This window comes from Rariglobus hedericola (genome assembly GCF_007559335.1).
In the GTDB taxonomy this organism is placed as follows: Bacteria; Verrucomicrobiota; Verrucomicrobiia; order Opitutales; family Opitutaceae; genus Rariglobus; species Rariglobus hedericola.
The window spans coordinates 2152568-2176731 of the sequence record NZ_VMBG01000001.1 but is presented as its reverse complement, the minus strand read 5'-3'; the positions used below and the strand labels follow the sequence as shown (position 1 = coordinate 2176731).

19 protein-coding genes are annotated in these 24164 nt (G+C 61.8%); 16 read left to right on the top strand and 3 right to left on the bottom strand.

Features of this window, described 5'->3' with window-relative positions:
* Window positions 1–5: 5 nt before the first annotated feature.
* Complete coding sequence (locus tag FPL22_RS09505) at window positions 6–1331, bottom strand: beta strand repeat-containing protein (RefSeq protein WP_144230043.1); 1326 nt, start codon at window positions 1329–1331, stop codon at window positions 6–8.
* A 268-nt stretch (window positions 1332–1599) separates the two neighbouring features.
* Here FPL22_RS09505 and FPL22_RS09500 point away from each other — a divergent pair, with 268 nt between their 5' ends.
* The 10 genes from FPL22_RS09500 to FPL22_RS09455 all read left to right on the top strand — a co-directional run bounded on the left by FPL22_RS09500 (window position 1600) and on the right by FPL22_RS09455 (window position 15870).
* Entirely contained in the window at window positions 1600–2763 is a 1164-nt protein-coding gene (locus FPL22_RS09500; RefSeq protein ID WP_144230042.1) for a GntR family transcriptional regulator, read from the top strand.
* A gap of 147 nt (window positions 2764–2910) precedes the next feature.
* Window positions 2911–4173 carry a mechanosensitive ion channel family protein gene (locus FPL22_RS09495; RefSeq protein WP_238991359.1) on the top strand — a complete coding sequence of 421 codons (1263 nt, stop codon included), beginning with the start codon at window positions 2911–2913 and terminating at the stop codon, window positions 4171–4173.
* 18 nt (window positions 4174–4191) lie between these two features.
* Window positions 4192–5574 carry a magnesium transporter gene (mgtE, locus tag FPL22_RS09490; RefSeq protein ID WP_144230040.1) on the top strand — a complete coding sequence of 461 codons (1383 nt, stop codon included), beginning with the start codon at window positions 4192–4194 and terminating at the stop codon, window positions 5572–5574.
* 64 nt (window positions 5575–5638) lie between these two features.
* Window positions 5639–6214, top strand: coding sequence for a hypothetical protein (locus FPL22_RS09485; protein ID WP_144230039.1), 576 nt, complete (start codon window positions 5639–5641; stop codon window positions 6212–6214).
* A 62-nt stretch (window positions 6215–6276) separates the two neighbouring features.
* Entirely contained in the window at window positions 6277–8106 is a 1830-nt protein-coding gene (locus FPL22_RS09480) for an ABC transporter ATP-binding protein (RefSeq protein WP_144230299.1), read from the top strand.
* The gene (locus FPL22_RS09475; protein ID WP_144230038.1) at window positions 8103–9962 is read left to right on the top strand and encodes an ABC transporter ATP-binding protein; all 1860 of its coding nucleotides are present in this window, start codon (window positions 8103–8105) and stop codon (window positions 9960–9962) included. The genes FPL22_RS09480 and FPL22_RS09475 overlap by 4 nt, the downstream gene beginning before the upstream one ends.
* A gap of 113 nt (window positions 9963–10075) precedes the next feature.
* Complete coding sequence (locus FPL22_RS09470; protein WP_144230037.1) at window positions 10076–10348, top strand: SWIB/MDM2 domain-containing protein; 273 nt, start codon at window positions 10076–10078, stop codon at window positions 10346–10348.
* Between the two features lie 169 nt (window positions 10349–10517).
* A complete protein-coding gene (locus FPL22_RS09465; protein WP_144230036.1) occupies window positions 10518–13085 on the top strand; it encodes a PAS domain-containing hybrid sensor histidine kinase/response regulator in 2568 nt (855 codons plus the stop codon).
* A gap of 154 nt (window positions 13086–13239) precedes the next feature.
* The gene (locus FPL22_RS09460; protein WP_144230035.1) at window positions 13240–14409 is read left to right on the top strand and encodes a carbohydrate porin; all 1170 of its coding nucleotides are present in this window, start codon (window positions 13240–13242) and stop codon (window positions 14407–14409) included.
* A 21-nt stretch (window positions 14410–14430) separates the two neighbouring features.
* Window positions 14431–15870 carry a methyl-accepting chemotaxis protein gene (locus FPL22_RS09455; protein ID WP_144230034.1) on the top strand — a complete coding sequence of 480 codons (1440 nt, stop codon included), beginning with the start codon at window positions 14431–14433 and terminating at the stop codon, window positions 15868–15870.
* A gap of 348 nt (window positions 15871–16218) precedes the next feature.
* On the opposite strand, the gene pap is transcribed toward FPL22_RS09455, so the two are convergent.
* Window positions 16219–17703, bottom strand: coding sequence for a polyphosphate:AMP phosphotransferase (pap, locus tag FPL22_RS09450; RefSeq protein WP_144230033.1), 1485 nt, complete (start codon window positions 17701–17703; stop codon window positions 16219–16221).
* Between the two features lie 168 nt (window positions 17704–17871).
* Between pap and FPL22_RS09445 the strand changes: the two genes are divergently transcribed.
* A complete protein-coding gene (locus FPL22_RS09445; RefSeq protein ID WP_144230032.1) occupies window positions 17872–18336 on the top strand; it encodes a hypothetical protein in 465 nt (154 codons plus the stop codon).
* Window positions 18337–18394: 58 nt separating this feature from the next.
* Window positions 18395–18616 carry a hypothetical protein gene (locus FPL22_RS09440; protein WP_144230031.1) on the top strand — a complete coding sequence of 74 codons (222 nt, stop codon included), beginning with the start codon at window positions 18395–18397 and terminating at the stop codon, window positions 18614–18616.
* Between the two features lie 115 nt (window positions 18617–18731).
* On the opposite strand, the gene tgt is transcribed toward FPL22_RS09440, so the two are convergent.
* A complete protein-coding gene (gene tgt / locus FPL22_RS09435; protein ID WP_144230030.1) occupies window positions 18732–20765 on the bottom strand; it encodes a tRNA guanosine(34) transglycosylase Tgt in 2034 nt (677 codons plus the stop codon).
* Window positions 20766–20889: 124 nt separating this feature from the next.
* Here tgt and FPL22_RS09430 point away from each other — a divergent pair, with 124 nt between their 5' ends.
* The 4 genes from FPL22_RS09430 (at window position 20890) to FPL22_RS09415 (ending at window position 24007) form a co-directional block, all read left to right on the top strand.
* Window positions 20890–21414, top strand: coding sequence for a pyridoxamine 5'-phosphate oxidase family protein (locus FPL22_RS09430; protein ID WP_144230029.1), 525 nt, complete (start codon window positions 20890–20892; stop codon window positions 21412–21414).
* 96 nt (window positions 21415–21510) lie between these two features.
* Window positions 21511–21957, top strand: a complete 447-nt coding sequence (locus FPL22_RS09425) for a hypothetical protein (RefSeq protein ID WP_144230028.1) — start codon at window positions 21511–21513, stop codon at window positions 21955–21957.
* Between the two features lie 131 nt (window positions 21958–22088).
* On the top strand, window positions 22089–22697 hold the full coding sequence (yihA, locus tag FPL22_RS09420) for a ribosome biogenesis GTP-binding protein YihA/YsxC (RefSeq protein WP_144230027.1): 609 nt from the start codon (window positions 22089–22091) through the stop codon (window positions 22695–22697).
* A 143-nt stretch (window positions 22698–22840) separates the two neighbouring features.
* On the top strand, window positions 22841–24007 hold the full coding sequence (locus FPL22_RS09415) for a hypothetical protein (RefSeq protein ID WP_144230026.1): 1167 nt from the start codon (window positions 22841–22843) through the stop codon (window positions 24005–24007).
* Window positions 24008–24164: the final 157 nt, after the last annotated feature.

Sequence of the window (24164 nt, the reverse complement as noted above, 5' to 3'; positions counted from 1 at the left end):
CGGATTTAGCGGCGGCGGCGGCGGATGCCGGCGAAGGCGAGGGTGGCGAGTGCGCCGATGGTCGCGTAGGTGGAGGGCTCGGGAATCGCGGAGACAGTCAGCGATCCCAGGCCGGTGAAGACGGTTGTTCCAAATGCGCTGTTCAAGCCCGCTGCGTTGTAGGTGCCGGCGGCGAGGTAGGTGGCGCTGATGGAATCGTAAACAGCTCCCAGCAGATCGGTGCCGGCGCTCAGGCTGATGCTGGCGGCGGTGGAGGTGCTGGCAAAGGTGAGCGTCGCGTTGTCGGCAAAGGACGTGGCATTGCCCGTGGCCAGGAATGCGCCGGAGGCGACCGTTACGTTGCCAGCGCCGAATGAGCCGGTCAGGCCGGTCTCCAGCGTGCCGGCGTTGACGATGGTGCCACCGGTATAGGTGTTCGTCCCGGCGAGTATCCAGCGACCGGTGCCTTGTTTGAGAATGGAGGTGGCACCGGAACCGTTGTTGGTAAATCCCGCCGACATCGTGTTGTCGTGAGCACTGGTGCCGGTGAGGGTGATGGCACGAAGGGTTCCGCTGGTGCCTGACCAGCTGGCGTTAGCGGTATTGGTCCATTTGATGGCTCCGGTTCCCGAGGCGTCGAAGATCGCGCCGACACCGCCAGCGCTGAAGCGGCGGTCTGTAGAATCGCCGCCACCGATGTAGCGCAATGTGCCCGTATTGTTGCCTCCGAATACGAGGCGGTCGGCGGCGTTGCTGGAAGAGCCGATGCTGCTGGCCTGCCCGCCGTCGGCGAGTTTGGTTACCTCGACCACGCTCGAAGCAACGCCGCTCCCGCCAAAGCTAAAGGCTCCGGTGAAGGTATTGGTGCCGGCGAATCTCAGTGTGCCGGTGCCCTGCGCCGCGACGCCGCCGGCTCCGGACACCACATTGATAATTTCGAGCGTGCGATTTGTGCCGGTGAAGAAGTTACGCGAAGTCCCGCCCAAATCGATGTTGAGCCCTTGGTTGGTGGTGTTGCTGCCGAGGGTGACTTTGTTGGCGTTGGTCGCGTTGCTTCCGAGCGAGATGCCGCCGCCAAGGGTTAGGGTGCGGTCAGCGCCACTGCCGCTGAAGGTGTGGTTGAAAAGGCCGGTGTTGTTGATGCTCAACCCTGACGAGAGCGTGGTATTGGCGGCGAAGGTGATAGACTGGTTATCCGTGAGAGTGGTGCTCCACGTGTTGTTGATCGTGCCGCCGCTCCAGTTGGCGGTGTTGTTGTAGTCGTATGGGCCGGCGTTGGTGAACGAGAAGTCGGCGAAGGCCATCGGGGCGGAGGCCAGCAAGGCGAGGGCGGAGAGCAGGGGTGTCTTCATGGTAGGGCGATGCAGGGGTGAAACGGGCGCTTGTGCGCGGGGTTGATGCGCCGAGTAGGCAGATCGTGAGATTACTAGGCAAGCACTTTATAGAGCGCGTTTTTAGTCGTTTAACAAATTTCTGTTAACTCCATTTAATTTTATTTTAAGTTACATAACTTTATTATAATTAAATTATTAATAATGTTAAACTGCTTGTTTAACAATCACAGCATTTTAGCTCAAATTGATTGACTTAAGGAGGGGCGCCGGTCGTTTTTGCGTATCCATGGAAGTGATCGCTGTAGAAAAACCCCGGTTTAAGCACCAGCATCTCGAAGCGGAGATCCGGCAACTGGCGCGGTCGTTGCCCGTGGGTTCTCGGCTGCCTGCTGAGCGTAAACTGGCGGAGCAATACGGGTGTAATTTTCTCACGGTTCGGCGCGCCCTCAAGGTGTTGGTCGATGATGGCACGGTGGTGCGGCGCGTGGGCAGCGGGACGTTTGTGGCGCGCCATACTTCAACTAAAATCGAAACGCGCTCGGGGCTGGAACGTGTGGGCGTGCTCGTGTGGCAGGGCGACGATGCGTATGCGTATCGGGTTTTGCAGGGCGTGGCGCATGAGGCCGCCGGGCATAACGTAGAACTGCGTTCGGCGTGGGTGCGTGATTTCAGCAACGATGGGCTCACCCAAGCCCGTTTGCTGGAGGCGGATGGCTGTGCGGCGATTATCCTGCCGTGGTTTCCGCATGACCGGATCGACGAGGTGCGCACGTTTGTGCGTGCGTGCGCGCTGCCGGTGAGTCTGCCGATGGTGATTCCGGGGCTCGAAGGGAACAGCTTCGAGCAGCAGGAGATTTTTGGAAACAGCCTGCAGGTATCGTCCGAGCAGTTGTGCACTTATTTTCACATGCTCGGGCACCGGAGGATCGCGTTACTGGGGCCTGATCTGCCGGGCGACGTGGTGTTGCATCGAATGCTCAGCGCCTACACCTGCTACACCTCGCGGGTGAATCTGCCGAATTTCTGCGGGTTGGTGGGCTCGGGGGCTCAGGCGATGAGTCAACTGGCGGAGCGGTGGGGGGCGTTTCGCGGCGATCTCGCGGTGATCAGCTACGACGACGGGCATGCGCTGCGTTTTATGACCGCGATGCACAAGCTGGGGCTGAGTGCGCCGGAGGACTTTGCGATCCTCGGTTACAACGATACCGAGGCCAGTGGCTTCAGTGATCCGCCGCTCACCACGGTGTGCCAGAATTTCAACTACATCGGGCACTGGTTGATCAAGAGCGCGCTCGCCTTGGCGCGCGGGGAACTGGCCCAGTCGGTGGCGTTGCCCCGGCCGCAGATGCTGGTGCGGGCAACGTGCGGCGGGGCGGGGCGGATTGATGAGTCGATGCGCCAGCTGCTGCCCAATCTCGATATCGTCGAAGAGGGCGCTGTGAAGGAATGATTCGCGGCGGGGCGGGGCCCGTGGCTTGCGGGTAATTTTAACCTGACCGGTGCCCGGGTTGCGGTCCGGTGGGTTGACAGGAGCGAGGGGCGTCCGAAAGCATGGTGGGGTATGAAACGCGTCAGTCTCGTTCTCTTTATTTTGGTCATGGGATGCTCGCACGTGTTTGCGCAGATCCCGGCGTCGTCCGCGGCCGCTCCGGTGAATTCCGCCGCCGAGCAGACTGCCACGACCAACAACGCCGTGGGTGCGCTGAATGCCGGAACGCCCGAGCCGCAGGTGCCGGATTTCCTCGAGCATCTGGTGGATTCAATTCTGGCTCTCTTTGATGTGCGCAGCTCGGGCAACACCTGGCAGCACTACGCCATCGCTGGTGTTCTGTTGATTTTATTTTACGCGCTGCGTCGCGTGGTCACGACGTGGATTTTCGGCTTCCTCAAAAAGCTGGCTTCGCAAACCAAGACGACGTTTGACGATAAACTGTTTCCCGCGCTCGAGTCTCCGGTGGCGACGTTTATCGCGCTCCTCGGGGTGTTCGCGGCGTTGAAGGTTCTGAAGCTGCCCCCGTCCGGCGACGAGGTGCTGAAGGTGGCGATGACGGTGTCGTTTTCGCTGTGCTTCTTCTGGGCGCTCTTGCGCACGTTGAGCGCGTTTCTCGATCACATGCAGGAAATCGCGTTGGCGAAAAAAAGCAGTATGGCGGCGTTTATGCCGTGGATCAAAAAGGCGCTGGTCACGGTGTTCGTGGTGTTCGCGGTGTTGATGATCGCGCAGAGCATGGGGGCCAATGTGAAGGCGTTTCTCGCGGGTCTAGGCCTCGGTGGTTTGGCCTTCGCTCTCGCTGCGCAGGATACGATCGCGAATCTTTTCGGCTCGGTGGTCGTGGCGATCGACCAGCCATTCAAGTTGGGAGACACGGTTCAAATCGGGCCGCACACGGGCGCCGTGGAAGACATCGGACTGCGGTCCACCAAGCTGCGCCGTCCGGACAAATCGCTGGTGATCATCCCCAATAAGACGGTCGCGGCGGAGGCCGTCATCAATCTCGCGAAATTCACCCAGCGGCGCGTCGAGCAAGTCATCGGTTTCACCTATGATTCCACGCCCGAGCAGCTCGATGCGATCGTCGAGGAATACAAAGCCCTCATCCTGGCTGAACCGGAGGTCGATCCGACGTCGGTCATGGTGTTCTTCCGGGATTTTAGTGCGTCGTCGCTCGACCTGTGGGTCGTGTATCTCGCGAAGGATCCGGACTTCCAGAAGCACATGCGTTTAAAGCAGCGGTTGAACCTGGCTTTCATGCGCGCCGCGACCGCCCGTGGCCTTTCGTTCGCCTTCCCGACGCAGACGTTTGAACTCGGTTCCAGCACGGCGAAGCTCTTGGCGCCGCGCAAAGAGTCCCAGTCGTAACCGAACGGACTTTCCCGCGTGCTCCCGCAAACTCAAATCAAGGCGGATATCTCCGCGTTGTTGGCCCGCAAGGATCTGACGGGTCTCAGGAAATATCTGGAGCCCTGGCTGCCGACCGATCTCGCGCCGATTCTGGTCGAGCTTCCGGTCGAGGACCTAGCCTCGATTTTCCGCTGTGCGGGGCGCAGCCTGGGAGCCGCGACGTTTGGCTACCTGCCGTTGGTGTCGCAGAAAAAGCTGTTGCGATTGCTCAGTCAGGAGCAGGCCGCGGCGTTGCTCAATGAACTGCCGTCCGACGACCGCACGGCGTTTATCGACAGCCTGCCGCTGGATGTGGCGATGCAGATGCTGTCGTTGCTTTCACCCGAGGAACGCAAGGTTGCTCAGGCGTTGCTGGCGTATCCGGAGAGCAGCGTGGGACGCATGATGACGCTCGATTTTATCGCGGTGCGGCCCGAGTGGTCGGTGGCGGAGGCGCTGGATTACATACGTGAAAACGGCTACGATCGCGAGACGCTCAACGTGATCTATGTCATCGACGAGCAAGGGCGCCTGATCGACGACGTGCGCGTGCGGCGGTTTTTGCTGGCGGCACCTGATCGCAAAGTGAGCGATCTGATGGATGGCAATGTGCCGCATCTCGCCGCGACCGATGACCGGGCCCATGCGCTCGATCTGTTTCGCAAGTATGACCGCATTGCGCTCCCGGTGGCGGACGATGGCGGCAAGTTGATCGGCATCGTCACGGTCGATGACATTCTTGATGTGGCCGATGCCGAGGCGACCGAGGACATCCAGAAACTCGGCGGCAGCGAGGCGCTGGACGAACCCTACATCACGATCGCGCTCGGGCGCATGGTGAAGAAACGCGCGAGCTGGTTGATCGTGCTCTTCCTCGGCGAAATGCTCACGGCCACGGCGATGACGTTTTTCCAAGGCGAAATTGAAAAGGCCGTGGTGCTCGCCCTGTTCGTGCCGCTCGTCATCAGCTCCGGTGGCAATGCCGGTTCGCAGGCCGCGACGCTGGTGATCCGCGCGATGGCGCTTGGCGAGTTCACGCTGGGCCAATGGTGGCGCGTGATGCGCCGCGAACTCGCGGTGGGTCTGGCTCTGGGTCTGATCCTGGGCGCGGTGGGATTCCTGCGAATCGCGGCGTGGTCGATGTTCTCGGATGTTTACGGCCCGCACTGGTTGCTGGTGGCGGAGACGGTGGGCGTTTCGTTGGTGGGCATCGTGTTGTGGGGTTCGCTGACGGGATCGATGCTGCCGTTGATCTTGAAGCGCCTCGGTTTCGATCCGGCGACCTCCAGCGCGCCATTTGTGGCGACGCTGGTCGATGTGACCGGTCTAGTGATCTATTTCGGCGTCGCGTATGCGTTTCTAAGCGGGGTCTTGTTGTAACTCTGGCAATGCGGTGGCGTCGCTTGACCTGAACGTCCACCGGTTTATTCATCTCTCTTCAGGTATGTCCGCCCCTTCATCCCTTCTCCTTTCTCTCGCGTTGTGTTTTTCCGCCGGTGCCTGCGCCGCGGCGGTGTCGCTGGATGGTTTGGCGAGCAACTCCCCGTTCATGCTCAAGCAGGCGGACAACGCCGCACCCGTGGTCACGGAAAACGCGTCGGTGGAATTTCGCGGGATGATCGCCACGAAAAATGGCGTCCTGTTCGGCCTGTATGACCGCACCAAAAACAGCAGTGCGTGGGTGAGCCAGGACGACAAGGGCGGGGACTTCGTGGTGCGCTCTTACGATGCGGCCGGTGATCTGGTCACGGTCGATTATCAGGGACAAAAATTTACGCTGCCGTTGTCGATCGCCAAGATCGGCACCGCCGCTCCGTCGGCCATGCCGGTCGTCAATGCGCCCGTGGTGGCGGGAGGCAATCGCGTCACGGCGGTTCCCCAGGCTGGCGGCTCGAAGGTGGACGATCAACGTCGTCTTGAGTCGGTTGCGGCCGAAGTGCGCCGCCGGCGGGCCTTGCGACAGGCGGCGGCTGGCGGCACGCCGGCTCCTGCCTCGCAACCCGCAGGCACGAGCCGGTGAGTGTGTCGCCGGAAACTGCTCCGGCCGGTGAGCCGGTTTCCAATGCCCGGCTGGTGCGGCGCATGTTTGGCCTGGCCTGGCGCTATCGGGCGCGGTGCGTGCAAGTCGTGTTGTTGCAGCTGGTGTTGCTCACCCTCGCGTTGAGCGGACTGAGTCTCACGGGCCTCGGCATCGACTACATCGGCTGGGTGATCGGGCAGCGCGATGGTGCGCAGCCCGTGCCCTTTCCCCACGCCAAGTTCGGGGTGCAACTTCCGCAGACCTGGGAGCCCTTGCAGGTGTTGTTGCTGATCGCGGGCTTTATTCTCGGCTTCGCGATTCTGCGCGCGGCGTTCAATTTTCTTTATACGGTTTCGATCAACCGGCTCGTGCAGCAACGGCTCGTGGTCGATCTGCGCGGCGAGGTTTACGACAAGCTCCAGAAGCTCAGCTTCCGTTTTTTTGATGCCAACACCACCGGCTCGATCATCACGCGGGTGACGGGTGACGTGCAGGCGGTGCGGATGTTTGTCGATCAGGTCATGATCCAGAGCGTCATCATGGTCGTGTCGCTCACACTCTATGCGGTCTATATGGCGAGCCTGCATCCGGGGCTGACGATTGCGTGTCTCGCGACCACGCCCGTGCTGGCGATCATGTCGACGGCTTTCTCGCGTTACATCCAGCCGCGCTACGCGCAAAGCCGCGAGTTGGTGGAAAAAATGGTGCAGCACTTCGCCGAGAGCATCCAGGGCGTGCAGGTCACCAAGGCATTCGGCCGCGAGCAGGAAGATCGCGAGGCGTTCGTCAGGAAAAACCGTGAAGTGCTCGACCAACAGCAAGGCATCTTCTGGCGGGTGAGCCTGTTTTCGCCGGCGGTGGGTTTTCTCACCCGCATCAACATGATCGTGCTGCTCGGTTACGGCGGCTGGCTGGTCATCCAGGGCGAGTTGCCGCTGGGCACGGGCTTGGTGGTGTTTGCGGGGTTGCTCGACCAGTTCTCGGGGCAGGTCAACCAAGTCGCCACGCTTGTGAACAGCGTGCAGCAATCGTTGGTCGGCGCGCGTCGCGTGTTTGAAATCCTCGACGCGCCGATCGAGGTCAGTGATGCGCCCGGAGTGGTCGCGCGTCCGCGACTGACAGGCGAGGTGCGCTTCGACCGGGTTTCGTTTTCCTATGATGGCGCGGGACCTGTGCTCACCGACATCGACCTCACGGTAAAGCCCGGTCAATGCGTGGCGATTCTCGGAGCCACCGGGGCCGGCAAGAGTTCGTTCATGAGCCTGATCCCGCGTTTTTATGATCCGACCGGCGGGCGGGTGTTGATTGACGGAATCGATGCGCGCGAATTGAGGCTGGATGATTTGCGACGCGGCATTGGCATCGTGTTTCAAGAGAGTTTCCTCTTCTCCAACACCGTCGCGGCCAACATCGCGTTCGGGCATCCCGACGCGACTCAGGAACAGATCGAAAAGGCGGCGCGCATTGCCGCGGCCCACGAGTTCATCCTGAAACTTCCCCAAGGCTATGACACCGTGCTCGGCGAGAGCGGCAACACGCTTTCCGGCGGCCAGCGCCAGCGCCTGGCCATCGCGCGTGCGGTGCTCCTTGAGCCGGCGATCCTGCTGCTCGACGATCCGACGGCGGCGATCGACAGCGAGACGGAGCATGAGATTTTCGAAGCGTTGGAAAACGCCATCGAAGGCCGCACGACCTTCATCGTTGCCCACCGCCTGAGCACGTTGCGCCGCGCGGATTTTATCATCGTCATGGAAAACGGCCGCATCGTGCAGCGCGGCACGCATGCCGAGTTGATGCAGGTGCCCGGACCTTATCTGAGTGTGGCCGATCTCCAGCTCGTGGATCGTGGCGAGGCCTCCGCGCTCCGTCGCGAAAAGGAGGGGAACGCATGAGCACGCCCCGTGATCGCCGTCCGCTTTCCTTGGTGCAGCGTGCCAAAGACGACGCGCCCGAGGCCGAGGTGCGTCCGCTCGACTGGGGCATCGTGCGCCGGCTGTTTGGCTACACGCGTCCGTTTGCGCGCAAGCGAAACTGGCTGATCGTGCTCACGCTGCTACGCGCCTCGCAGTTGCCGGCGCTGGCGTGGATGACCGCGTTGATTATCGCGGGCCCGATTTCGAAACATCAGCTCTCGCCCTTGTTCGGCTGGATCGCGGCGTATGCCGTGATGGCTGTGCTCACGGACGGGTTGTTCCACTTCCGCCAGCGCTTCGCGTTGGAAATCGGCGAGATGGTGGTGGGACAGATGCGCTCCGATATTTTCGACCATGTGAGCCGGATGCCGATGAGCTTTTTCCATCGGGTGAAACTCGGCCGCATCCTGAGTCGTGTGACCAGTGATGTGGAGTCGCTGCGCGCCGGTATCGAGCAGGTGTTTTTCGTCGGCATCGTGCAACTGGGACAGATGGTGTTCGCGGCGGCGGTGATGGCGTGGACGGATTGGGTGCTATTTCTGGTCGTGCTCGGGCTCGCGCCGGTGCTGTGGCTGTTGAACAACCATTTTCGTGTGCGCTTGAGCCGCGATACGCGTGCACAGCAGGAAAGCTTCAGCCGCGTCACCGCCACGCTCGCCGAGTCGATCAACGGCATCCGCGTCACACAGGGCTTTGTGCGGCAGACGACCAATGCAGGCCTTTTCCGCAGTCTGCTCGCGGATCACTCACGCTACAGCATGGGCGCCGCGCGTTCGTCGGCGATTCTGCTGCCGCTGCTGGAGCTCAATAGTCAGTTCTTTGTCGCGATCCTGCTGATGCTGGGTGGCTGGCAGGTGCTGGACGGCCAGGTGGAGATCGGCGTGCTGATCACCTTCTTCCTCTTCGCGAATCAATTTTTCGCACCGATCCAGGTGTTGGGTAATCTTTACAACCAGGCGCTTGTTTCGATGGCGGGCGCGGAGCGCGTGTTCCAGTTGCTCGACATAAAACCCGACTGGGAGGATGCGCCTTCCGCCGTCGAGCTGCCCGATCCGCGTGTGCAGGCGAAAAGCTCTGCGGATCTGGCGAAAGCGAGGGGCGCGCGGGTGGAGTTTCGGAACGTGGCGTTTGGCTACGATGCGAAGCAGCGCGTGCTGCATGATGTGAGTTTCACCGCGGAGCCGGGCCAGATGATCGCGCTCGTCGGCCATACCGGCAGCGGCAAGAGCTCGATCATCAATCTTGTATCCAAATTTTATCTACCGACGGCGGGCGAGGTGTTGATCGACGGCTATGATATCCGCGGCATCACCGGTCGCTCGCTGCACCGGCAGTCGGGCATGGTGCAGCAGAGTAACTTTCTTTTTGCGGGCTCGGTGCTGGATAACATCCGCTTCGGCCGGCCCGAGGCGACCGAGGCCGAGGTGCGCGCCGCCGTCGAGAAACTCGGTTGCGCCGACATGTTTGATTCGCTGCCGCAGGGATTGGCGACGGTGGTCAGCGAGCGTGGTGGCGGCATTTCGGCGGGGCAGCGACAGCTCGTGTGTTTCGCGCGCGCATTGCTCGCCGATCCGCGCCTGCTGATTCTTGACGAGGCCACGAGTGCGATCGACGCGCTTACCGAGGCGCGCTTGCAGCAGGCGCTGGTGACGTTGCTGGCTGGCCGCACGAGCTTCGTGGTCGCGCACCGGTTGAGCACGATCCGCCATGCCGACCTCGTGCTGGTGCTCGACGCCGGACGCGTGGTGGAACGCGGCACGCACGCGGAATTGTTGTCATTGAAAAAGCACTACGCGGCGCTTCACGAGCAGTTTGTCCGCATGGGGGCCGCTTGAAGCGGGCGCCTTGGATTGCGCAAGTTTTTAATTTTACCTAGGGAAAACGGAAATTTACCTCTTAAAAATAGACGTTGCTTTCGTTCGGTGCAGGCCTAATTCCAATTTCCGCTATGGCAAAAAAAACCGCTCGCAAACCTAACGCTGCATTCCTCAAACCTGTTCAGCCCGATGCCGTCCTTTCGGTGATCGTTGGTTCGAAACCTCTCCCCCGCACGGAGCTCACCAAGAAGCTCTGGGAATACATCAAGAAGAACAAGCTGCAGGACGCCAAAGTCCGCACGCAGATCAACGCCGACGCCGCTCTCAAGCCCGTTCTGAACGGCAAGAAGTCCGTCAGCATGTTCGAGCTCACCAAGCTCGTCTCCGGCCATCTCGTTAAGTAAGGCCCGTTCATCTTTAAGTTTACATGCCGTCGCAGGGTAACCTGCGGCGGCTTTTTTGTGCCTGCCTGCCGGGCATGGGTCGGGTGGTTTATCAGGCGTGTAATGGGGTGTTTATTGGTGGTTTGCCGGTTGCCTAACAGGGCAATGCGTCCGAGTCTGACCTTCTCGTATGGCTGTCCTTGACCGACGTCGTTTTTTAATCGCTGGCAGCGCTGTCGTGTTTGTTGCCGGCCTGTTGGGCGGCGTCTTGACCTATCATCAGGCCGAGGAGCGGGCGCTGGAGGATCTTACGGCGAACGCGTTGAAGTGCGCGGTGTCGTTTCAGGGCGGGGAGTTGAAGTCCCTTACCGGCACCAGCGCCGATCTGGGCACTCCGGAGTATGCGGCGGTCAAACAACGGCTGATGGACCTGCGCCGCGTGCAGCCGGGGGCGCGCTTCGTCTATATTTTTCGCCCCCAGCCGGGAACGGGCCGGGTGATTTTTCTGGCGGATTCCGAGCCGGCGGGCTCGAAGCAGATTTCCCTGCCGGGGGACGAATTTGTGGAAGCGCCGGATTCGCCGGGCCTGCAATCGATCATCGCGACCGGCCGTCCGGCGACCGAGGGGCCGTTGAAAGACGAGTTCGGTGTGTGGGTCACCGCCTATGCGCCCATCAAATATACGGCGGCCACGAAGATGACTCCGCCGGATATCGTGGGCCTCGATATTTCCGCGAAGGCCTGGACTTCGCATCTGTATGAAGAGGCTTTCCAGACCGCGCTGTATGTGTGGTTGCTGTTCGGGCTGCCCCTGGTGGTGCACGGGTTGTTCCACCGCTGGAGCGCGCAGCAACGCACGATTCGCAAACTGTCCGAGGCGGTCGAGCAAAGCCGGTCGGCGCTTCTGATCACCGGTGCCGACAGCCGCATCGAATATGTGAACCGCGGGTTGTGTGAACAAACCGGATACACGCCGGCGGAGTTGATCGGCCGCAATTGGAATGATTTTCGAGTGGAGGCCACGTCGCCGGACGTGCTGGCAGACCTGGTTGCGACCGTGAGGGCGGGGCGCGCGTGGGAAGGCGAGTGGATCAATTGCCGTAAGGGCGGGGAGCTTTATCCGGTGAACGGCGGGGTCAGTCCCGTGTTGGATCGCGAGGGGCACATCATGTGTTTCATCGCGGTGTTGCGCGATATGACGGAGCCCAAGCGGGCCGAGGATGAATTGCGCCACGCGAAGGATCGCGCCGAATCGGGCGCCCGTGCCAAGGGGGAATTTCTCGATACGATGAGCCATGAGTTGCGCACGCCGCTTAATGGAATCGTCGGGTTTACCAGCCTGTTGCTCGATACACCGCTCACGCCCGAGCAACGCGAGTATGTGCAGACCGTGCGCTCCAGTGGCGAGGCGCTGCTGAGGCTCACGGGTGATATTTTGGATTATTCGCGGATGGAGTCGCGTCCGCCGCCGCTCGTGCCGCAACCGTGTGAAGTGCGCGCGTTGCTGGAGGAAGTGTTCGATCTGCTGGCCTGCATGGCGGCGGAAAAGAAAATCGTGCTGCTGCATCACGTGGGTTCCGAGGTGCCCGCGGTGGCTATGCTCGATGCGGGCCGGCTCCGGCAGATCCTCGTGAATCTCGTGGGCAACGCCGTGAAGTTTACCCAAGTGGGCGAGGTGGAGGTGCGCGTGCGGGCGCGCGCGGGTGAAGTGACGGCGGTCGATGGCCTGTGGCTGGATTTTTCGGTGCGCGACACCGGCCCCGGTATCGGGGAGGAAGACCAGAAGCGGTTGTTCCAGCCCTTCAGCCAGCTCGACAGTTCGATTACCCGGCGGCACGGCGGCGCGGGGCTCGGGCTTGCGATCAGCCGCTCGCTGGTGCGTTTAATGGGTGGCGAGATTGCGCTGCGCAGCGAACCGGGGCGCGGCTCGGTGTTTCGTTTCAACGTGCCGACCACGAGTGTGCAGCCGCGTATGGAATCGCTCGTGCTCGCTGGACGGCGCGTCGGACTCGTGGTGCGCACGCCGGGATTATTGAGGGAGTTGTTTCGCGTGATCGCGGCGGCGGGCGGTGTGCCGGTGGCCTGCCGCCTCGAGGAGTTATCCGCCAGTTCGGTGGATCTGGCCGTGGTGGATTGCGATCAAGGTGTGATTGCGCGTGTGTTGGAATCGGCGGTGGACATCACCGAATGGCCCAAGGGGGCGGTGATCGGTTTGGTGACGAGTGCACAGGATGCGGACGACCGCCGACACCTGCGGGCGATTTTTCACACGCTGTTGAGCAAACCTCTTCACCACGACGCGCTCGTGGCCACGCTGGTTTCGGGCATGCAAAGTGCCGATGCGCCCGCCGCGCACCCGCATCCGCGCTTCGACCTGAGGGTGCTGATCGTCGATGACAACGCTGTGAACCTGCGGTTGCTCCAAGGCATGGTGACCGCGCTGGGCTGTCGCAGTGTAACGGTCACGGGTGGGCGCGAAGCACTGGATGCGTTGGCGCACGAAGAACGCTTTGACCTGGTGATGCTCGACCTGCGCATGCCCGACATGGACGGACTCGAAGTGCTGCGCCGCTTGCGGGCCGGTGAATCCGGCGAAGCCGCGCGGGGCGTGTGGGTGACGATCGTGACAGCCGACACGCAGACGGATGCGCGCGAGGCACTGTTTACTTTTGGCTGCAACGACTTTGTCCCGAAGCCGATCACCCTGGCGAGCTGCATCGCGGCGCTGCAGCGGCATCAGCATGAGGGACGATCGTAAGCGAGCGGCACCAAGTTAAGTGCTATATTTGAGCGGAAACGAGTCGGTCACAGTCCGCGGCCTCACCTGCGATCGGAACACTCCGCTCGGCAATGTAAAAGCCGTCCGGTGTTGAAGCTTAATTTCCTGATTTTAGGGCCGATGTAGCGTCTTCATGAACGTTCGCTGCGCATTTTTTGCTGCCATTGCCTGCGGGCTCTTAAATCCGCCCGCCTATGCGGGGCTTGATCGTCCTCTGGGGGCAGGCCGTTTGACTCTCGACGCAACGGGCATCCTTGATTCTGCCATTGGATTATGGGGTGCAGGCCAGGGACGCGAATCACTCAACGGAACCGTGTTGGGCGAGGCCTCTTGGATTCCGGCCCGAGCTGATGCTAATCCTGTTTCGATTTCAGCTTATGCCAGTGTGCTCTGGGTCGAGGGTCGTGGTCCGAGTGATCGTATTCTTGGCGACTTCCTTGGCGCCAGTAACTCCGAGGCCTTTCAAAGCCTCCGCCTCTATTCGTGGTGGTTTGAAGTTTCGGGCGACCTGTGGTCTCTACGCAGCGGAGCTTTGCTCGCGGACGAAGAGTTTACCGGCACCAAGTCCGGCGCATCGCTCATCAACAGCAGCTTCGGCTGGCCCGCTTTTATATCGGGCAACACGCTTAACACCGGTCCTGCATATTACGCGGCGGCACTCGGCGCACGGATCGCTTGGGAGAATGAGGACGGGTGGAGCGCCCGCGCTGGGGTATACGATGGCGATTCGCTGGACTCAGCTGCAGGGGACGATCATCCGAATCGCCACGGCACCCACTATGCGCTCAATAGTGAGGATGGAGCGTTCTTTATGGCGGAGCTTGGCTTTGCGCCTGTGGACTCCCCCAATCGATTCACCACCGGCGTCTGGGCGCATTCGGCTGATTTCGCTGATCCGGTTAGCGGAGACCTTCATCATGGCAACTACGGTGCCTACGTGATCGCCGAACGCACGCTGCGCGGCCGCACCGGTGAGCCCGGCAACATCGTAGCGCACGTGCGCTACGGCGGGGCGCCCGATGACCGAAACGCCGTTGCTTGGGCGGTCGATACCGCAGTTTCCGCTACGGGTCTGCTGCCTGTCCGCACTGCCGACACCGTGGCTTTCGGTGTCGCTCACGCCCGGCTTTCATCAGGACTTGCCGGGGGGGACTATGAACGCGTTTTCGAGCTCAGTTACACTGCTGCAGTTGACGAGAGGCTCTCTCTCCAGCCCGACGTGCAATACATCCAGCATATTGGCGCAGCATCCACCGGTGCTCACTCCTGGCTCTTTCTGCTGCGCCTGACGGCGGCGTATTGATCTTTTAACACCTCATCCCACATGCCCATCAACGTTAACCACAAAGTCGCCATCCTCGCGGGCACCGCCGGGCTTTTCATTCTCGGACTCACCGCGACAGTCCATTTCAAGTTCACCGATCTCAAGCGTCGCCAAGCCGCGGTGGTCACCACTTTTCAGGGACTGCAAAACCACCAGCAAGCCGACATGATGCATGATGCGCTGCGTGGCGATGTGCTCTTGTCTCAGGATGATGCCCGCCGGAATGACAAGGCTGGTCTGGCCGAGGTTGCCAAGGATGTCACCGAGCATGCCAACGAGTTCCGCCGCGCTCTCGCCGATAATGAAGCGCTCGATCTGCCGCCGGCGGTGCGGACCGCCATCGCTGATGTGAAAGCACCGCTTGATGCCTATTTGAAACTTGCCGTCGAACTCGTCCGGCTGGCTTCCCATGATCTTCCTGCCGTGGAGACATCCATGCCTGAATTCCGCACATCGTTCAGTGCGTTGGAAATCTCCATGGGCAAATTGTCCGATGTTTTTTCGGCCGAAGCGGTGAGGATCAATGCAGAGGCAGCCACCTCGATGGCCCAATTTCAGGGGACCTTGCTGGTGGGATCAGCCATGGCGCTTTTGTGTCTGGTGATCGTCGCTGTAATCGTCGCGCGCAGCATCCCGAAACCCTTTGCGGTCATCATCGCCAAACTCGATCAGATGTCCGCGACCAACACCACCTCGGCGCGCCAGGTAACCTCCGCGTCCCAATCCCTTGCGGAGGGCTCCAGCGAACAGGCGGCTTCACTTGAAGAGGTGTCTGCCACGCTTGAAGAACTCTCCAGCATGACCAAGCGCAATGCCGAGAGCGCCCAGTCCGCCAAGCGCGCGGCCAATACCGCCCGACAGGCCGCCGAGACGGGTGCGGAAGAGATGACGCGTATGCAGTCCGCGATGGATTCGATCCAGCAGTCTTCCCAAGAGATCGCCAAAATCATCAAGACGATCGACGAGATCGCCTTTCAAACCAACATCCTCGCTCTTAATGCCGCGGTCGAAGCCGCCCGCGCCGGTGAAGCCGGAGCCGGCTTCGCGGTTGTCGCCGATGAGGTGCGTGCGCTCGCGCAACGTTCGGCCGTCGCCGCACGCGAGACTGCCGATAAAATAGCCGCCGCCGGTGAACGCAGCGCGCAGGGTGTGCAACTATCCACCCGCGTCGCCGCCGGCCTCGCAGAGATCGTCACGCTCATCCGCGAGGTGGATGGGCTCGTGATCGAAGTCGCATCTTCATCACAAGAGCAAAGCACCGGCTTGGAACAGATCAGCGGCAGCATTACGCAGCTCGACAAAGTCACACAGGGTAACGCCGCGACCGCCGAGGAAACTGCCGCGGCTGCCGCCGAGCTCACCACCCAGTCCGAGGCACTGCGCATGTCGTCCAGCGAGCTTTCCACCTTGGTTGGCCGCACAGCCGCCGTGGCCTCCTGATCGCGAACGCCGATAAAAATCTCCCATTACTACAGGGCTGTAAGCTGAGCCGGAACTTCCATAAACAGAAGGTGTGGCGGCTGTTTGCGGCTTACGCCTGGTAAGATGGATGGATGTCTGATTGCGCGCTTAATTACTTTTCAGGAAAGGTTTTAAATTTGAAGTGAAAAAGATGACAAGAAGACCAAGGAAGACGCCAAAAAAATAAAAAGCGAAGGCCATCAAACAAGAATACAAAGCCAAGATCGACGCCGTAAAAGCCGGCAAGTAAGGACTCCCTTTCAAGCCCTCTCCCACCACAAACCGCCGGCGCCGTATCAGGCCCGGCATTTTTTATTTTGCAGTCCATCAAAGCCCCAGAGCGTCTTCGATGGACTTGGCGGCGGTTTTGAGGATTTGCAGGCGGGCGTGGCGCTTGTTGTTGGCGGGGATGAGGTGCCAGGGCGCGGACGGCGTATCCGTGAGGGCAAGCATGTCGCCGACGGCGATCTCGTAGGGGTGCCACTTGCGGCGGTTGCGCCAGTCCTCGGCGTTGATCTTGTGCTGCTTGTAGGCGGTGTGCTCGCGCTCGCGGAAGCGCTTCAGCTGTTCGTCGGCGCTGACGTGCATCCAGAATTTAACTACAATGGTGCCGTGCTCGACCAGTTGCTGTTCGAAGTCGTTCATTTCGCCGAAGGCGCGGCGCCATTCGGGTTCGGTGCAAAAGCCTTCGAGGCGCTCCACCAGCACGCGGCCATACCAGGAGCGGTCGTAAACGGTCACGAGGCCGGCGCGGGGGACGTGGCGCCAGAAGCGCCAGAGGTAGTGGTGGGATTTTTCCTCGTCGGTGGGCTTGGCGACGGGGATGACGCGGTAATCCTGCGCGTCGATGGCGCTGGTGAGGCGGCGGATGGCTCCGCCTTTGCCGGCGGCGTCCCAGCCCTCAAAAACAAACACGATGGAACGTTGGGCGGCTTGGGCGGCGCGGGTGGCGCGGTGGAGGCGGCCGAGCCATTTCTCGCGCTTCGCCTCGTATTCGGAGGAGGAGAGTTTCTGGTCGAGCGGGAGCGCGAGGAGGCGGGCGAGACCGGCGGGCTTGAGGGACTTCGGGGCGGCGATGCGCGGGGCTTTGGGGCGTGGGGCCTCGAGGCGCTTGAGGTGGGCGGAGAGTTTGCGGGCGACGAGGCCGGCGACGGCGAGATTGCGCGCGCGGGGATCGGCGGCGTCGATGACGGTCCACTGGGCGCCGGGGCGGTGGGTGGCGGCGCGGAGGCGGGCGGAGGAGCGGGCGAGGCGGTCGTGGAGGCGGTGGTTGCGACGGGCTTCGTCGGTCACGCGCCAGGCGGTGTCGGGATTGGCGGCCAGCTCGGCGAGACGGAGGCGTTGTTCACCCTTGGTGAGATGGAGCCAGATTTTGATGATGAGCGTGCCGTCGTCGACGAGGAGTTTCTCGAAGTTGCGGATATGCTCGATGTGATGGGCGGAGGTGGCGGCGGGCAGGCCTTGGTCGGCTTGGGCGCGGAGGAGCTCCGTATACCAGGAGCCGGCGAAAATGCCGAGGCGACCGTTGACGGGGAGGCAGCGCCAGTAGCGCCACATGAGCGGGCGCTCGCGTTCCTCGTCGGAGGGCTGGCGGAAGGCAAAGGTCTCCACGCCGCGCGGGTCGAGCCAGCCGCTGAGGGTGTTGATGACCTCGCCGCGACCGCCGGCTTCTTCACCGGCGAGGATGAGGAGGACCTTGGACGGCACTTCTTTCAGGCGGACCTGGAGGTGGACCAACTCCTCGCGTAAGGCGGGGACGCGGGCGTCGTAGAGTTTTTTGCTCAACCGATGGACGGGACGCGCGTTGGCCATGGTTCAAAGGAGAGCAGTGGGGAGCGCGGGGTGTCGAGCCGTGTTTACGGAGCGGGGTGTTACGATCGTGAAAAACAGATTGGAACCAGCGCACTTACGATGCATACTATAAGCATGGAAAGGCCGGTTGCGGCCCGGCCGAGTTTAACCCCTCAACCCGGATCAATCATGAACACGATTACCCTCACGTCAGACTTGGTTTTGTATGCGATTTTGGCCGGTCTGCTGGGCGCGGGCGCGATGTGGGCGGGGATGCGCCTGATCGAACGGGCGGGCCCGCCGACCGGCGGCATGGTTGTCGCGGTGGGCAGCCTGTTGACGCGTTCACGCGAAAAAGCGCTGCCGATGGGGATCGCGGTGTATCTGTTTTCGGCGGTTGTGTTCGGCTTGCTTTACACCGTGTTGATGCAACTGGTGGGGCTCACGGCGTGGCCGCAGGCGTTTTTTGCGGGCGCGGGTTTTGGTTTTTTTCACGGACTCGTGGTGAGCCTCGCGTTGACGTGGATCGTGTCGGACAACCATCCGCTCACGGAATTCCGCAAGGCGACGCCGCTGGTGTTTCTCTCGCACTTTGCCGGACACATCGTGTTTGGTGCGGTGGTGGGCCTGGTGATTTCGATCGCGCCGCTCTGAGTGTGGGGGCACGAGGGCGTTGACGCGGCGGGGAGGGGCGGTCAAATCCGCTGCTCATATGAACGACCTGCCCGAAGCCGAACTGAACTTCCTGCGCGACTTGGTGAAAGCCTCCCGCCAAAAACCGCATAGCGTTGACTGGGTCGATCGCGATGGCACGGAACGCACGACGGTGCTGAGTCCGGCCGAAGCCGTGCAGCTCAATAAAATCGCGCACGGGCTGAAGATCTCGAAGAGCGAGGCGATGCGTCAGGCCGCGCATATTCCGGTTAAGAAGTAACGGACGGTTTTCCGGTCTGATCGGAACAGAAAGCCGAAAGCGAAAACCCGGTTTGTAACTTATTAAGTTACAAACCGGGTTTTGTCGTTTGCGGAGAGAAGCTAAAGACGCGGGGTCAGACTTTGAACTGGGGGTGGCTTTCGATGCGGGCGGCGAAGGCGGGGCGGGCGTCGCCGGGGAGAGATTTGGGGTATTGGCTGTCGCTGCGGCGCCAGCGGGCCAGCCAGGGTTCGCCGAGAAGCACGGGCTTGAGCGCGTGGTGTTGCGCGGCTTCGAGGCGGGTGAAGGCGAGGGTGGTCGTGGCTTTCGGGCCGGTGCCCATGCCTTCGGCGACGGAGAAACCGGCGTTGAGCATCGCGGCGCGCACGCCGGTGCCGGCGGCGTAAGTGTAGAGCTCGGCGGACTTCGGAGCACAGTGGTTAAAGATGCGGGTGAATACTTCGGGCGTCCACAGGCCGGTGTCCGTTTTGGAGGAGAACGGATCGAAGTAGATGAGATCGGGGACCGCGGAGGATTCGAGGAACTGGAGGAAATCGCCGACGTTGAGATCCCAGTTGAGCAGGCCGGAGGCGTGGGACCAGCGATGGTTTTTAAGAATTTCGTAAGGCGCGCGGTGACGCAGGTGCGGGAAGGCGCCGGCGTCCTTGGTGGCGAGGGCGAGCGGGTGCAGGTCGCACTCGAAACTCACGATGCGCAGCGGGCGGAGCACGGCGGGGCCGCGCTCGGCGAGTTCGCGTTCGAAGCACTGGAGGGCGGCCATGGCGTTGGACGCGGCGCCGAGTCCGACGTCCCAGATGACGAGCTCTTCGTTGTCGTCGTCGGAGCGCTTGAGGAGACGCACGGCGAGACACGACTGGTCGACGTAGAGTTTTTGGGATTCCTCGCTCGGGCCGCTAACCGAATGCATGACCTCGCCGGAGCTGATCTGCTTGATGCTCGAAGTGCCGGCGGGGTTGGTGACGATCTCGTAGTCGCCGAGTTTTTTGGAGGGCTTGATACGCGTCTGTTTGGGCGGGACGGGCGGGCTGTCTTCGTCCACGCGGACGAGCTCGAGGCGTTTCTTCTCGTAGTATTCGGCGAACGTGCCGGCGAGGATGTGCGCGCGGATCTCGCGCATGAGCCGGTGATAAAACGAAATGTTGTGGATGCCGAGCAGGTGCCAGCCGAGGTATTCGCTGGTTTTGGCGAGGTGGTGAAGGTAGCCGCGCTCGTAGTGTTTGCAGCAGTGGCAGTCGCAGTTGGCGTCGAGGGGACCGTCCTGGAGTTTATAGACGGAGCGCTGCATGTGGAGGCGTCCGTGAGAAGTGAATACAGTGCCGCGCTGGGCGAGCTGCGACGGGATGATGCAGTCGAACATGTCCACGCCACGGTGGACGGCTTCGAGGATGTCGATGGGCGTGCCGACGCCCATGAGGTAGCGCGGGAGGTTTTCAGGAAGGTGTTCGGTGACGAGGCCGGTGAACTCGTAACGCTCGGCGTGGGTTTCGCCGACGGCGAGACCGCCGATGGCGAGGCCGTCGAAGGGGAGTTCGCGGAGGAACGCGGCGCTTTGTTTGCGAAGCTCGGGGTGGCAGGCGCCTTGGACGATGCCGAACATCGACTGAGGGGAATCGCCGCGGGCGTTGAGCGAGCGGACGGCCCAGCGGTGGGTGAGCTGCATGGCGGCCTCGGCCTGGTCGTAGGGCGCGGTGGACGGGATGCACTGGTCGAGCACCATCATGATGTCGCTGCCGATGGCCTTCTGTGTTTCGATGCTGACCTCGGGCGAAAGCAGGAGCGTGGTGCCGTCCACGTAGCTCTTAAACTTGGCGCCCTCCTCGTTCATGCGGCGTTCGCTGGGGAGGGAAAAAATCTGGAAGCCGCCGGAGTCCGTGAGGACGGGGCGATTCCAATTCATGAAGCGGTGGATGCCGCCGAATTTTTTAAACACCTCGGGGCCGGGACGGAGGAGCAGGTGATAGGTGTTGGCGAGAAGGACGTTGGAGCCGGCGGCGAGGAGTGTCTCGGCGGTCTGCGACTTCACGGTGGCCTGGGTGCCGACGGGCATGAAGATGGGCGTCAGCACCTCGCCGTGAAGCGTCGTGAAGCGGGCCGCGCGGGCACGGGAGCCGGGGGCGGTTTTTTCCAAGGTGAAGTTGAGACGCGACATGGTGATGGAACCGGCGAGTAAGCGGCACTTTTCGCGGCGTGCGAATCCTTTGTTTGCGGCATCGGAAAACGGCCTGATGGCCGGGTGGGGCGATCCTTTGCGCACAAACAAGGTCTGCCGGGGTATGACCCAACTTGCATCCACCCCCTCCACGCTTCGCCCCGAAGGTTATCCGCGCCTGTGCGAATTGATCAAAGACATCGACTTCACGATGTTCACCACGGTGGCCGAAGACGGTTCGTTGCACAGCCGGCCGATGGCCACGATGCAGCTCGATGCGGACCGAGCCGAACTGTGGTTTTTCACCTCGATTGATTCGCCCAAGGTCGCGGAGATTTACCACGAGCGCACGGTGGGTCTGTCGTATGCCTCGCCGGGTAAAAACAACTACGTCTCCGTGTCGGGCCGCGCGTATATCGTGCGTGATACCGACAAAGTGACGGAGTTGTGGACGCCAGCCGCAAAGATCTGGTTTCCGCAAGGCGTGAACGATCCGCATCTCGTCTTGTTGCGCGTCGTCATCGAGTCCGCGCAGTTCTGGGATTCCCCGTCCAGCATGGTCGTGCAACTGTGGGGCCTCGCCAAGATGGCGCTGACCGGCCACGCGCCTGAAAACCTCGGCGAGAACGTGAAGGTCAACGTTCGCTAAGCGGAATACGGGAACCTTTAACTGCAGCGCGACACCTTCAGTTCATCGGGCCCCGTTGCCCGCGAGTGTTTTATCAAACCTCAAGCGTTCTCTAATATGAAAAAATATACCGGTCTTGTTTCCTGTGCGGCGTTGTTGGTCGTCGGCCTTTTTGCCGGCTGCGCGACTCCGCCTCCTCCCCGTCCTGTCGTGGTTTATCCGGTCACCTATGATGTGCCCGTCGGCAACACCCAGGTGAGTGCCTCCGCAGGTCCGCAGAACCTGAACGTGAGCGCCACGCAGCAAGTTACCGCGACGGTCGGCAAGCCGCTCTACTACCAGATCATCTCGCCGGTGGCGGTGACGGTCACGGTCTATGAGCGCAAGTCCTCGGACATGCCCCGCGTGATGGTGCGTGAGTTCCAAGGCACCGCATTCACCTCTTCGCTGACGCCCTCCGTGTCGGGCTTGGAGTTCGTGTTCTCCGCGCAGGAGTCGAACAGCGCCGGCACGCTCAAGTTCACGCTGTCGGATCGCCCCTTGGCTCCCGGCGTTTCCCAGTAATTAACACCCGCGCCGTGGGCCTGCCCGTGCAGGCTTCACGGCGTTTTTTATGTGCGGACGGCGGGATGCGCCCGCGAAACACGCCTGACGGATTGCTTGCCTGATGGCGCGGTCGTCTTCCTTTAGAGGGCATGAAGATCAAATCAGCCGAGTTCGAAACAAGCGCACCGACCATCGCGTCGGCGCCGCGCTGGACCCTGCCCGAGTTCGCTTTCATCGGCCGGTCGAATGTCGGGAAGTCCTCGCTGATCAACCTGCTCACCGAGCGCAATGCCCTCGCCAAGGCATCGGTGACGCCCGGCAAGACGAAGCTCATCAATTTTTTCCGCATCAACACCAACTGGTGTCTGGTCGATTTGCCCGGCTACGGTTACGCCAAGGTGAACCGTGAAGATCGCGCCGATTTCAATGTCGCGGTCGCCAACTACATCGAAAAACGCGACGTGCTCGTGCACCTGTTCGTGCTGATCGATTCAAGGCTGACCCCGCAGAAGATCGACCTCGAATTCTTGAACTGGTTGTCGACCATCGACGTCGCGTTCTCGCTGGTGTTCACCAAGACGGACAAAGTTTCCATGAACGCGGTCGAGTCGAACGTCGCCCTGTTCAAGTCCACCATGAAGAGCTTCATGACCGTATCGCCGAAGATCTTCACCAGTTCCTCGACCACCAAACGCGGGCGCAAAGAGATCCTGGATTTCATCGAGGCGGAACTGGCGCGCGACAAGGCCAGCGCCTGAAAGCCCGCACGAAGTCCGCACTGACGGGGTGAATCCGACCGCGCCGGCGCGACCGGTGCTAAAAAGCGCCGTCTCGCGCCGTCACCTTCACCCTTGAAAACTCCGGCCGCTGCGCCACCAACAAGGCTCCTTATTTTTGCAGTATGAGTTCATCCGTTCCCACGCGCTCCCTGTCCCTCGTTCCCTTTCTCGCCGCCGACGCGGTGTTACTGGCCACGGCGTTGCTCATCGCCTGGCGGACACCTGACGAACTCACGGGCGGTGCGCTGCTCGGCGTCATTGTGTGCACGGGGCTGGGCGCGATCATCGCGGTGCTGCCTTTTGTGTTGAACGATGCGCACGCCCGCGAAGCCGCGCTCGCCGAACGTCAGCACGAGTTGGTGGAGCTGGTGACGACCTCGACGGCGAACGCATCGCGTTGGGGCACGCAATGGGCCTCGGCCGCGACGGGCTTGGAGGATGCCGCGACGCTCGCAAGCCGGAGCATCGCCGCCGCAGAGCGTCTGCCCTCGGTGTTTCAGGAAAAGGTCGAGGCCCTGACCATCCGCCTTGAACAGGCCGAACTCGGTGCGCAGGCCCGTGAAACGCGTGTGAGCGGACAAGACGCGGAGTTTGCCGCGAAGGCCGAACAGATGTCCGCAGCCGCGACCAAGCTCGAGCAATTGCTCGCCGGCTGTGATCGCATGGAAGCCGGTTTGCGCGAAAGCCTGCGCGAGCAACACGCCGCCTTTGCCGCCACGCTGGCGGAGTTCCCCGTCGCCGCGGCGCGCGCCCAGTCACAACGCGAAGCGCTCGACGAACGTCTGGCCTCCGCGCCGGCGCAATTCGAAGCGCGCGTGGAACGTGCGGCGACGGAAGCCGAAGAGCGCCTGAGCGCGACCACGGTGGCGATTACCACGCGCTTGAACGAACTCGAAGCCACGCTCGCGACCTTGATGGAACGGATTGCCAATGTGAGCCTGCCCGTGCCCGCAGCCGCACCTGAACCCGTTCTCACGCCTGCACCGGTGGCGGTTCCTGTTCCGGCTCCTGTTGTCAGTGTTCCGTCGGCTGCAGTCGTAGCTGCGCCGGTGGTCGAGCAGGCGCCCGAGCCGGTGATCGAGTCCGCGTCTGAACCCGAGGTGGTTTCGGCACCGGTGATCGTTGCGCCGGTATCGCAACCTGACTTGACCCTCGCGCCTGCGCCTTCTCCGGTTGCAGCACCCGCTCCGGTTACTGCGCCCGAGCCGGTGAAGCCCATTATGGATCCGTTTTATATTCCTAATAACGGATACGCGGCCCTCGCCGATGCGATGGACGCGGGCGAGTAATCCGTCCGCGGTGGGAACCGATCGGCGTGATCGGGCACTATGGATGAAATCCTCATCCCATGAGCACACTCCCGACGATCCTGACGGCCTTTGAATCCAAGCGTAGCGGTAGGTGCTTCCGGAGAAGCGTGTTCACGGCAGCCGTTCTTCTGATCGG